The 12,467-nt window shown below is 36.1% G+C and carries 10 protein-coding genes; 4 read left to right on the top strand and 6 right to left on the bottom strand.

Annotated elements, in window-relative coordinates:
• Positions 1-7 precede the first annotated feature (7 nt).
• Positions 8-976: an alpha/beta hydrolase gene (locus tag MZO21_RS06750; protein WP_154771528.1), complete on the bottom strand. Its 969-nt coding sequence runs from the start codon at positions 974-976 to the stop codon at positions 8-10.
• Between the two features lie 287 nt (positions 977-1,263).
• On the opposite strand from MZO21_RS06750, the gene MZO21_RS06745 reads away from it, so the two are divergent.
• Positions 1,264-2,979: an AAA family ATPase gene (locus tag MZO21_RS06745; protein ID WP_154771529.1), complete on the top strand. Its 1,716-nt coding sequence runs from the start codon at positions 1,264-1,266 to the stop codon at positions 2,977-2,979.
• 124 nt (positions 2,980-3,103) lie between these two features.
• Here MZO21_RS06745 and MZO21_RS06740 read toward each other — a convergent pair whose 3' ends face one another.
• The 3 genes from MZO21_RS06740 to MZO21_RS06730 form a co-directional block, all read right to left on the bottom strand.
• A complete protein-coding gene (locus MZO21_RS06740) occupies positions 3,104-3,898 on the bottom strand; it encodes a MipA/OmpV family protein (RefSeq protein ID WP_154771530.1) in 795 nt (264 codons plus the stop codon).
• 119 nt (positions 3,899-4,017) lie between these two features.
• Positions 4,018-4,938, bottom strand: a complete 921-nt coding sequence (gene argF / locus MZO21_RS06735) for an ornithine carbamoyltransferase (protein ID WP_154771531.1) — start codon at positions 4,936-4,938, stop codon at positions 4,018-4,020.
• A gap of 110 nt (positions 4,939-5,048) precedes the next feature.
• Positions 5,049-5,696 (bottom strand): TetR/AcrR family transcriptional regulator, encoded by a 648-nt coding sequence (locus MZO21_RS06730; protein ID WP_154771684.1) that lies wholly within the window; start codon positions 5,694-5,696, stop codon positions 5,049-5,051.
• Between the two features lie 205 nt (positions 5,697-5,901).
• Between MZO21_RS06730 and prpB the strand changes: the two genes are divergently transcribed.
• The 3 genes from prpB (at position 5,902) to MZO21_RS06715 (ending at position 10,437) form a co-directional block, all read left to right on the top strand.
• Positions 5,902-6,786, top strand: coding sequence for a methylisocitrate lyase (gene prpB / locus MZO21_RS06725; protein WP_154771532.1), 885 nt, complete (start codon positions 5,902-5,904; stop codon positions 6,784-6,786).
• Between the two features lie 4 nt (positions 6,787-6,790).
• The gene (gene prpC, locus MZO21_RS06720; RefSeq protein WP_154771533.1) at positions 6,791-7,918 is read left to right on the top strand and encodes a bifunctional 2-methylcitrate synthase/citrate synthase; all 1,128 of its coding nucleotides are present in this window, start codon (positions 6,791-6,793) and stop codon (positions 7,916-7,918) included.
• A 161-nt stretch (positions 7,919-8,079) separates the two neighbouring features.
• Positions 8,080-10,437, top strand: coding sequence for an AAA family ATPase (locus tag MZO21_RS06715; protein ID WP_154771534.1), 2,358 nt, complete (start codon positions 8,080-8,082; stop codon positions 10,435-10,437).
• A 55-nt stretch (positions 10,438-10,492) separates the two neighbouring features.
• Here MZO21_RS06715 and coq7 read toward each other — a convergent pair whose 3' ends face one another.
• Together coq7 and MZO21_RS06705 are read right to left on the bottom strand one after the other, a co-directional pair.
• A complete protein-coding gene (gene coq7, locus MZO21_RS06710) occupies positions 10,493-11,128 on the bottom strand; it encodes a 2-polyprenyl-3-methyl-6-methoxy-1,4-benzoquinone monooxygenase (RefSeq protein WP_154771535.1) in 636 nt (211 codons plus the stop codon).
• 3 nt (positions 11,129-11,131) lie between these two features.
• Positions 11,132-12,451, bottom strand: coding sequence for an MFS transporter (locus tag MZO21_RS06705; protein ID WP_154771536.1), 1,320 nt, complete (start codon positions 12,449-12,451; stop codon positions 11,132-11,134).
• Positions 12,452-12,467 lie beyond the last annotated feature (16 nt).

Here is a 12,467-nt window from a genome sequence, read left to right as displayed (position 1 = left end):
GAAAATTTTAAGACATTTTAAAATTTAGCCACTGAAATAATTCGGAATATACTTTTTCGCGAACAGGAGCTGAGGATAGTACTAAATCGTGCATTCCATTTTTAATAGTACATAATTGAATATTGCCTGACATTTTGAGTGCATATTTTTCTATGTCTTTTACGTTTAAAATAATATCACTATGTTGAGCATCGGAATTCCATTGTTTTGGGTTTGTTGTGCGGTTTGAATACATGACTAAAGTTGGAACACTAAGGTAAACACCTTTATGAATTTCCTTTTGGGCTTCATAAATAGCACGAATAAAACTTAAACGAACTTTTGGAAACTTTTCCTTTTTCCATTCTAAGTTGAAATTCCACTCTCCATACATACTTCGGTGCAAACTTGGTGTATACCAGCGGTTTAAGCCACTTGGGAATTCTAAATCTGGCGTATATTTCCCAAATTGGCTAATACACGGAATCCCAAACTTTTGTTCAAAAGCAGTTTTATTAAAATCATAAAATGGGCTATTTACCCATAAGGCTTTAATTAAAGGATGATAGGGATGATGTGCTGCATAAAGCGTTGTGATTAAGCCACCTGTTGAATGACCACAAAGTAAAACGGAATTATGGTTTTCTAAGTCAATAATATCTAACGCTTGGCTAATTTCTGCATCATATTCAGACAAATTATGCACATTATAAAATTGCTGATGAGCAAGGTGAGAGCGACCATATTTTCTTAAATCAAGCGCATAAAAATCGAAACCTTGCTCATTAAACTTTTCCGCCATTTCTGTTTGAAAGAAATAGTCGATAAATCCATGAATATATAGAACAGCTTTATGTGTAGATTTCTGTGCTTTTTTTCTCACTAAAGTTGCAATTACGTTACCTTCATAATCTGCTGGAAATTCAAGATCTGCAGATTCATAACCAGCACCTAAAACATCTTGTCGATATTGTATTTCTTTTAATTTAACTTCCATGTTTGAACCTAATCAAGTTTGATTATTACAGTAATATTTATTGAATATCGAAGATGTGTGAATGCTTGTCAAATAGAGTTTGTTATTTCCTCTCGTTCTAAAGTACAAATTATTAAAGGGAAAGGTGGTATTTCACATGTCATCGCCAATTTATTGATGAATTAAACTGAAAATAAAACAATTAAATGAAATTGAAAGACATGCTTTGTCGCTAATCTGACTTTTAACCTTAACTTTTGAGTCAAAAATCTGTAGGCTATAGCGGTTCGTTTATGGTTATAGGTCTTATGAAACAAGAAACTGCACTGAAGTTATTGAAAGCCGGTGAAAATGTATTTTTAACAGGGTCGGCTGGTGCAGGTAAAACCTATACGCTTAATCAATACATCAATTATTTAAAAGCACGTAAAGTTACTGTGGCTATTACAGCTTCTACGGGCATTGCTGCAACGCATATGAATGGTATGACTATTCATACTTGGGCTGGTATTGGGATTAAAGATGCGATTTCAGAAGATGAACTGAAGCGCATGAAAGAACGTAAATATTTAAAAGAGCATTTAGAAAATGCCCAAGTTTTAATTATTGATGAAATTTCGATGTTGCATGCTAAGCAACTAAATTTAGTGAATAAGGTTTTAAAATTCTTCAAAGAAAGCGAAGACGCTTTTGGTGGAATTCAAGTGATTGTTGCAGGGGATTTTTTCCAGTTACCACCTGTAGGTCGTAATGATGAACGTAACCGTGATAAGTTTTGTTTTATGTCTGAAGCGTGGGTGGAAGCAAAATTCCGCGTATGTTATTTGACGGAACAGCATCGTCAAGGGAACGATTATTTAAACGATATTTTAAATGCCATTCGTAGCCAAAGCATTAGTGAAGCACATAAACAAGCTTTAATTAATACACGAAATCAAGATATTGGCGATACCTTTACACGTCTATATACGCATAATATGGACGTAGACACCATTAACTTTAAGCATTTGAATGAAATTGAAAATGATGGTCGTCAGTTCGATGCGCAATGTGATGGTAATGACAAGCTAATAGAAACATTAAAGTCTTCTGTACGTGCGCCAGAAAACTTAACGTTAAAGAAAAATGCCAAAGTCATGTTCGTAAAGAACAATTTCGATATGGGCTACATTAACGGTAGCTTAGGCGAAGTGATTGGCTTTGAAGAAGATGATGAATATGGTTGCTTGCCGAAAGTAAAACTTACAGATGGAACGACTTTAATTGTTGAACCTGAAACATGGTCTGTGGACAACGATGCAGGTAAAACCATTGCGAGTTTTTCGCAAATTCCTTTACGTTTAGCTTGGGCAATTACCATTCATAAATCTCAAGGGATGACTTTAGAAGCGGCTGAAATTAATTTAAGTCATACTTTTGAAAATGGGCAGGGTTATGTTGCGCTGTCTCGATTAAAAAGCTTAGATGGCTTGCGGTTACTTGGTTTTAATGAGCAAGCTTTAGAGCTAGATAGTTTAGCCATTAAGGCGGACAGACGTTTTCAAGAGCTTTCTGATGAAGCTGAAAAACATTACGATGCAATTGACTTAACACCTCAGCACAAAGCATTTATTCGTCATTGTGGCGGTACGCTAAATGAAGTTGAAATTGAGCGTAATGAGAAGAAAATTGCCAAAAGTGGCGGTAAAACGAATTACGCTGCTGCAACTTTGGATGAAACGAAAGCATTATTTGTGGATGGTTATGAAATTCAAGATATTGCGGTAGAGCGTGGTTTAACACCTGCTACCATTATTAATCATTTAGGGCGTTTACATAAAGAACAGGGGTTAGATATTTCTGTTGCAAGCCCAGGTGAAGAAGTCGTTGAACAAGTGCGTAAAATTTATAAGCGTTTGTTAAAACGTAAAGACTCTAATCATTTTAATGATGATGGTTCTTTAAAACTTCGCCCGATTGTAGATTTAACAAGTCCTAAATTGGGATATGATCAAGTTCGTTTAGCGTTGTTGTTTGTAGAGTAGTTCTAATTTTTCATTAGAAAAATGAAACGACTGTATTGAATTTGACAGATTATTCAAAAGCCTAGAATGAGTCTAGGCTTCAAATTGATGAGTGAAATTGTTTTCTAAAAAATAAAATGAATACTTAAAACTTATATGTTAGTGCCATGTAAAAATTAGTGAGTTTACTCTTATCAACTAACGGTCCATCTTGCACTTTGTTTGGTAAAAACTTTTGCATTGCCGCACCACTTAATTTGACTTTATCTGTTAGTGCATAACTTGCACCTAAAGATAAATGTGGAATAAAGACATGATTTGGTTTGTATGCGACTACACCACGAGAGACTTCACTGTCTAAAATACCATAATAATAATTTGCTCGTTTGTCCGATAGCCAATCTATACCAACATTTGGCATCAGAGTGACTTTAGGGTTTATTCTCCAGAAGTATTGATAATTGAAGCGAAGCTCTGCTCCGTCACTAGCACCACCGATATCATTGACAGCTTGTAGTGAAAATAAGCCATAAGGTAGTCGTAGAATACTTTCTATACCTAAATCTACACTACGCTCACGATCTTCTAATTGTGATGTACTAATATTATTAGCGGCTAATTTTTCTTTACTTAAGTTATCGATATCTAAATTCATCATATTGATGTTAGTGATGGCATTTACGGTAAGTAGGTTATTTTTGTAAAGTTCTACACCTGCATATAAACCACGAATAAAAAAATGCTCAGTTTCATATGAAATCACGGGTATAGGAGTGATTTCAGTTTTTTCTCCAACATATATACCGCTACTACCAACTGCACCAATTCCTAGACTTAAACCTTGAGCTTTATAGATTTGTCCTTTGGGTGGTTTATCGTCATTAGCAAAAGTAGTGAATGGAATGCATAAAATTATAGTTAATCCGATGTTTCTAAGCATATTTTACTCATTATTTCTTAATAATATTTTTTAATATACTGAGTAAGGTATGAATAAAAGGTGAATTTTGTGATATAAATAAGAAAGCCCCGAATTCGGGGCTTTCTTATATCAAACTATTAATCTTTCTTTAAATTTTCATTTAATAAAAATTCAACTAAAGCTTTTTGAGCATGTAAGCGGTTTTCTGCTTCATCCCAAACTACAGCATTTTTATGCTCTAACATATTTTCAGAAATTTCTTCACCGCGGTGCGCAGGTAGGCAATGCATGAATAAACAATCTGGGTGAGCCAAATCCATTAATTTTTCATTTACTTGGAAATCAGCAAATGCTTTTTCACGAATTTTTTGCTCTTCTTCCTGTCCCATACTTGCCCAAACGTCAGTCACGATTAAGTCAGCATTTACAGCCGCATCTTCAGCAGAATCAACAAGCTCTACACAATGCGCAAATTCAGACAAGAATTTCTCTTGAGGTTCATAACCTTTAGGCGCAGCAATTTTTAACTTAAAGCCCCACATGTGCGCAGCTTCAATATATGAATTACACATATTGTTGCCATCGCCAATCCAAGCCACAGTTTTACCTTCAATAGAACCACGGTGTTCAACATAAGTTTGAACGTCCGCAAGTAATTGGCAAGGGTGGTGATCATCAGTTAATGCATTAATCACAGGAACTTTAGAGTAAGAAGCAAAGCGTTCTACAATGTCATGACCAAAAGTACGGATCATCACAATATCAAGCATGCTTGAAATTACACGTGCAGAATCTTCAATTGGCTCGCCACGACCTAATTGCGTGTCGCGAGAAGAAAGGAAAATTGCACTACCACCAAACTGGCTCATACCTGCTTCAAACGAAACGCGTGTACGGGTGCTCGATTTTTCAAAAATCATGCCCATCACTTTACCAACAAAAGGTTGGAAAACTTCGTTATTGTGCTGCTTTCGCTTCAGCTCAATACCGCGTTGGATGATCTGGTTCAGTTCGAGAGTAGATAAATCGCGTAAAGTAAGAAAGTGACGTAGAGCCATGGTTACTCCACAATAATTGCTGAATAAAAACAACAATTAGTTGTTGGTTGGTTGATGAAAAAAGGAGAATCGAACACTCTATACTATAATTATACAAAAAAGCAAAAAAACTAGCCTTTTTGGTGACCGTCTAAGAAGCGATCTACCGCGTAGCTTATATATTTGAACACTTCTTGATCATCTTGTTCTAATGGAACACCAATAATAATTCGCCATTCTAAATTACGTAAAATTCCAAAGTAAAGTTGTGCAGAATAAAGCGGATTTTCACAATATAACAAACCACTTTCATGTGCCTTTTTTAGGCTATCTGCAACAACTTGTTGAATTTTGAGTGGACCATTTTCATGTATATGGCGAGCAATATCAGGATTACGCTGACCTTGCTCCATAATTAACTTCATGAAAGATGCATTTTTTGGCTTTTGAATATGCGAATAGAAGTTTAATAAGGTGGTGACTAAGTTTGTTCGTAAATCTATAGATTTTTGATCACAGGTAACACTGATATCTTCAAAAAACTGAATACGTCGATAATCACAAATAGCCTTAAATAAACCGTCTTTATTACCAAAATACTTATAAATAGATGCTTTCGATCCACCTGCATGATTCACAATATCATCTAATGAAACAGCATCGTAGCCACGGCTTAGAAACAATTCAGTCGCACTTTCAAGAAGTGCTACACAGCGCTCATGACCACGTTTAGTGGCTGGAATATCATGAGATGTTTGAAACTGAAAAGTATTGAGCATTGGCATATTTATGAATAGAGCTAATATAGATTATACCAAATATTATAGGTGCCGTGGTGCTTCAAATATTTTTTAGAATCGTGTGAATATTCATCTAACTTATGACTAAAGTTCTATAATTTTCGTGCAATTTGGGCGTAGGTTGATCAAAAATTATGGATATACTCGAAGTTCGATAAATAATATTGATACTGTGGAAAGGACAATGACACAACAACAGTCTGCAGGTTTAGCATTTAGACAAGCATTGGATGCTGAAAAACCATTACAAATTATGGGCACTGTAAATGCTTATTCTGCCATGATGGCAAAGCAAGTCGGATACAAAGCAATCTATTTATCGGGTGCAGGAGTTGCAAATTACTCTTATGGTCTTCCAGATTTGGGAATGACTAGCCTAGACAATGTTTTAGAAGATGTTCGACGTATTACAGAACGTGTAGATACACCATTATTGGTAGATATTGATACGGGCTGGGGAGGTGCATTTAACATTGCACGTACAGTCAAACAAATGATTGCCGCAGGTGCTGCGGCTGTTCATATTGAAGATCAAGTTGCTCAAAAACGCTGTGGACATCGTCCAAATAAAGAAATTGTAACGCAACAAGAAATGGTTGATCGTGTTAAAGCTGCGGTAGATGCAAAAACTGATTCTAATTTTGTGATTATGGCACGTACTGATGCTTTGCAAAAAGAAGGCTTAAATGCCGTGATTGACCGTGCTTGTGCATGTGTAGAAGCTGGTGCAGATGCAATTTTTGCCGAAGCAATGACAGACATTACAATGTACAGAACAGTTTGTGATGCAGTGGGTGTACCTGTTTTGGCAAATATTACAGAATTTGGTGATACGCCGTATTACACAGTCGATGAGCTTGGTGAACAAGGTATTTCGATGGTGTTGTATCCACTTTCTGCAACACGTGCAATGCAAAAAGCAGCATTAGAAGTTATGCATGCTATTCGTGACCAAGGAACTCAGGTTAACGTACTTGATAAAATGCAACAACGAAAAGAACTTTACGAATTTTTAGATTATCACACCTTTGAAAATACATTAGATAAACTGTTTAAACAGGAGAATTAAAAAAATGGCTGAAGGAAAAGTACTTACAGGCGCAGGGTTGCGTGGTCAAGTTGCAGGAAAAACTGCATTATCTACAGTAGGTAAAAGCGGAGCAGGCTTAACTTATCGTGGTTATGATGTGCAAGATCTTGCTGAAAACTGTCAATTTGAAGAAGTAGCCTATTTAATTTTCTTTGGTGAATTGCCAAATAAAAAAGAGCTTGAAGCGTATAAAGCAAAATTAAAATCTTTACGATCATTGCCACAAGCGTTAAAAGAAGTTTTGGAGCGAATTCCTGCAAATTCGCATCCAATGGATGTAATGCGTACAGGCGTTTCAATGTTAGGTAATTTAGAAACAGAATATTCTTTTGCAGATCAACAAGATGTTGCAGACCGTATTTTGGCGACTTTACCTGCCATTATTTGTTATTGGTATCGTTTCAGCCACGATGGTGTTCGTGTTAATGAAAATACAGATGATGATTCAATTGGCGCGCAATTCTTACATTTATTACGTGGTGAAAAGCCAAACGAATTGCATGAACAAGTAATGAATGTTTCTTTAATTTTGTATGCAGAGCATGAGTTTAACGCTTCTACATTTACTGCACGTGTTTGTGCATCAACATTGTCAGACATGCATTCATGTATTACAGGTGCGATTGGTTCATTGCGTGGTCATTTACATGGTGGTGCAAACGAAGCTGCTATGGAGATGATTGAAAATTGGACATCGCCAGAAGAAGCTGAACGTGAAATGCTAGGTAAGCTTGAGCGTAAAGAAAAAATTATGGGCTTTGGTCATGCCATTTATAAAGATAATGATCCACGAAATGGCATTATTAAAATTTGGTCTGAGCGTTTAGCAAAAGATGTGGGTGATACCGTTTTATATCCTGTATCTGTGCGCTGTGAAGAAGTGATGTGGCGCGAGAAGAAACTATTCTGTAATGCAGATTTTTTCCATGCTTCGGCGTATCACTTTATGGATATTCCAACGAAATTATTCACACCAATTTTCGTAATGTCGCGTGTAACAGGTTGGGCTGCGCATGTGATGGAGCAACGTTCTGATAACCGTATTATTCGCCCAAGTGCGGATTATACAGGGCCTGAACTGCGTAAAGTTCCATCAATTGATGCACGATAATTATTCATAAAAAAAAAGCCTCTTTTGAGGCTTTTTTTTATTATTGGAATATATGGTTAATTTAAATGTTCGATTTTGTTCGAAAATATAAATATTTTGCCTAGCAATTTACAGGATTATTTGCATAATAAATATAATGAAAATGATAAATGGTTTATTGCATGGCAAATGATAATTTACAAAATGAGGGGTATTTAGCACAGCAATATAATAAGGCAATTGCTGAGCTAGATGGAATTAAAGCACAAAGTGAAGAAGCATTTAAAGAAGCGGAACAGTATTATCCTGCAGTTGAGCGAGCAGCTCGAAATATAGAGCTCAAATTAGCCAATTCGGTAAAGCATGCAGTACAGAAAATTCGTGATGATGCACGTAAGAAAGAGTTATTTTCATCACTATCTTTACGTACTTTAACCAAGAGTGGTTTTGCAACTATTGTAATTTGGGTTCTACTCATTTTCGTTGCACCATATTTCTTAAAATATATTCTTGGTCGTTTTTTAACCTACTTGGTTGTTTTTGGTATTTATGTGTGGCTTGTCAGAAGAGCAATGACCAAAGCCGCAACTAAAAAAACTGAAGGCGCCTGCCAAGCACTACTTAAATTAGGTACATTTAAAGTATCGTTTATGCAGTTTAGCGAAAAGGAAAGTGGAGATTCTAATCATCCATATATTGCAACCGTTGCGCCATCTAATGAGGGCAATGGTTCTACTTCTAATTGGCGAATTGATAAAAGATTTGGCAATATGTTTGGTGAGTCATTTGTTGTATTTGAAGACCTTGAAACTAAGAAAATTTATGCATTGCTTCATGTACAACAAAATGGTGAGCCACAGATCATTGATATTACTGCAAACTTGTCTCAACAAGAATGGACTGTTCGTGAGAAGTTTTTAAAAGAATTTGCCAATCAAGTACAAGATGACATTAAGCCAATTCAAGAGTTTGCTGAACATTCACAAGAAGCTGAGCGTCATAAACAAATTTTATCTTCTTTAAAAAAACGTATTTCGACCTTAAAAGATGTCATGGTAAATTGGTCAGATGTTGCGCTTGAAGAAGAAACATTAGACCGTATTTTAAAACTGGTTGATCTATTCGTTTCAGGTCGTAAGCCATCTCCAAAAGGTATTTTACTCTATGGCCCACCGGGTACGGGTAAAACTTTAATTGCACGAAAGCTTGCAAAACAAGCCGACTGCCATTTTGAAGCTGTAAATATTGCAGATTTAAAAGCGGGACATATTGGACAAACTGCGCCAAAAGTAAAAGAGCTTTGGCAACGTTGTCGTGATAAAGCACCAACAATTTTGTTTATTGATGAATGTGAAAGCGCATTTGCAAAACGTGGTGGTATAGATAATGACAGTTTTGGTAATGAATTGGTGCAAACCTTCATTTCTGAGTGGGATGGTTTTAATCAGGCAGCAGGTCAAGTATTTGTGATTGGTGCAACGAACCGTCACGATATTTTAGATAATGCAATTCTTTCACGATTCACCACAACGGTAGAAATTGGTTTACCAAATGATAAGGCGCGTGCAAACATCTTGAAAAATGAATTTAAGATGGCGGAGCTTAATATTGAAGTAACAGATGAGTTAGTGACTGAAACTTCAGGTATGTCAGGTCGTGATATTCATACACTTGTTGCAACATTGGTTGCTGAGAATATTAACTCAGATTTAAATATTGAAACGTTGGTTGCACAAGTACGTAAAGTGCGTGGTAAATCGTCTACACAAGTGAAGACATTGTCTTGGGATGATATTGTTTTACCAGAAAAAACTTTAAATGAGTTCCAAAATTTAGGTAAAGAATTACGTAATTCTGAACGCTTAAATAAGCTTGGAATATCTACACCAAAAGGTATTTTGTTGTATGGTCCACCGGGTACAGGTAAAACCCAAATTGCACGAGTTTTAGCAGGTCAATCAGGTTTATCATTTATTGCTGCTGCAACATCAGATTTAAAAGCGAACTTTATTGGTCAGTCTGGTTCGAAAGTTAAACAATTATTTGAACAAGCGCGTTCACAAGCGCCGTGTATTGTGTTTATTGATGAAATTGACATTATTGCGGGCTCTCGTGGTGGAAACTCTGACGGTTTTGTGCAAGAAATTGTGGGGCAATTACTGCAAGAGATTGACGGTGTGGCAACCAAAGCAGGACAAGTATTCTTGCTTGCGGCATCGAACCACCCTGAAAATATCGACTCTGCATTATTGTCACGCTTAGAACGTAAAATTGAAATTGGCTTACCAGATGTAGAGGCACGTGCGAAAATTTTAAGCTTACTTTTAAGCTCGAAACCTGTTGCATTTGATGTGAGTGAAAAAGTGCAAGAACTTGCAAAACTTACAGATGGTATGTCTGGACGAGACTTAAACTCTTTAATTACTCGTGCAACGCGTAAAGCAGTACATCGTACTATTGAATCTGGTGAAGAAATTGAATCACTTCAAATTTTAGAAGAAGATTTGATAGATGCAGCAGAGTCTAAGCAAGAAGCTTAAAGTCACAATAAAAAAGCCCCGAAAGGGGCTTTTTTATTTATGTGAGAATAAATCTTTAAATGTAATAACTCGTTTTAGTCATTAACTTAGAAATACCTGTCATTGCAATACGTACAGGAAGTGGTAAATCTACACCGCCTGCTTTTAATGCTGTATCTCTGTGATGTAATTCATCTTCATTCATTTGCGTTAAAATTTTACGTGAACGATCATCTTGTGAAGGAAGTTGATTAATATGATCAATTAAGTGCAAACTTACTTGGCGTTCTGTTTCTGCAACAAAACCAAGACTATATTTATCGCCAGCAATACCCGCTAATGCGCCCATCCCAAAAGACAAGCTATACCAAACAGGATTAAATAAACTTGTGTGGCTATCGAGTTCTTTTAAGCGGTCTTCACACCACGCTAAATGATCTTGCTCTTCAATTGCTGCAAATTCCATTTCACGACGTACATTGGGTAATTTCGCCGTAAGAGCTTGCCCGTGATATAAAGCTTGAGCGCACACTTCACCGCTATGGTTTACACGCATTAAGCCAGCCACATGACGAGCTTCACTTACTGCAAGTTGTGTATCTACTTCATTTGCAGGATTTTCTCGATGAGCAGATGTTGCACCTGGTACTAAGCTACGTAAAGCCTGATCGAATGAATTGATAAGCTTGTCGATACCCGTAAATTGACGCATGAGTTAATCCTCCAACGAGAGCTGTGCAGTTTTTAATAATGGTTTAATTCGAATGAGTAACCAAATTGAAAATATTGCACTTAAAATTGCGGTAATACAAAACAGTATTTTCATATCTATGTTTAAGATACTTAATACAATGATAGAGAATATAGCAGAAGTTACCATGAAAATTGCGTTTAAAATATTGTTTGCAGCCACTACACGTGCACGATGAGAACAAGGTGAATAGGCTTGCATCATGGCGTAAAGCGGTACGATATAAAAACCACCGCTAATGCCTAATAATGTAATGGCAATCATGACATGGTAATAACTTGCATGTTGATGAAAAACTTCAGTAAGTGAAAGTAATTCACCTGTATGAGCAGGTACAAAAGAGATGCTTGCAGCCAAATAAAGTGCAAAAACAGTTAAACCAATAGCACCAATAGGAACCATTTTAATATTAACTTCTGTACCACCAATTTTTCTGCATAAAAGTGAGCCAACGCCAATACCAACAGAAAAGAAAGTTAGTAAAAGGCTAACGACATTTTCATTTCCATAAAGATACTGTTGGGTAAGTTGTGGAATTTGGGTGAGGTAAGTTGCACCGTAAAACCAATACCAAGAGTTTCCAAGTAAAATTGTAAAAATAAGCGGAAGGCTTTTTGCATATTTTATGGTTTGGAAGCTTGTTCTAAAAAAGTTCCAATCGACCTGAATATTATTAGGGTTTACTTTTTGTTTAAGAATAAATGTACTAGAAATATAACCTAAAATAGCAATGATTAAGACGGTTGAGCTAATCCAAACTAAATTTCCTTGAGATAAGGAAATAACAGCACCGCCTAAAATCATACCAATTAAAATTGCCATAGATGTGCCAGATTGGAATAAGGCATTTCCAGACATCAACTCATTTGGTTTTAAAATTTCAGGCAAAATTGCATATTTAATGGGACCAAAAAATGTCGAATGTGTTCCCAATAAAAACAGTGCAAGTAAAAGTAACCACAAATTACCAATTAAAAAGCCAACAGTGGCTAAAATCATAATGATAATTTCAGATATTTTTAGGTAGCGAACAAGCCTAGATCTTTCATATTTATCGGCAATTTGTCCTGCGGTTGCTGAAAAAATAAAATAAGGCAATATGAATAACAGTGCAGCCAAATTATTGAGCGTACTTACATCTGCTGTTTGTTGTTGAATCCAACCATAAGTAATGACCAATAACAGGGCTTGTTTATAAACATTATCGTTTAAAGCACCAAAAAATTGTGTGATAAACATCGGTAAAAAACGACGTGTACCTAATAGATGTTCTTTGTTATCCATAGCTTTGGCACTGTTT

This window comes from Acinetobacter portensis (genome assembly GCF_023158935.1).
Lineage (GTDB): Bacteria > Pseudomonadota > Gammaproteobacteria > Pseudomonadales > Moraxellaceae > Acinetobacter > Acinetobacter faecalis.
This window is presented reverse-complemented; position numbering and strand designations above follow the sequence as displayed.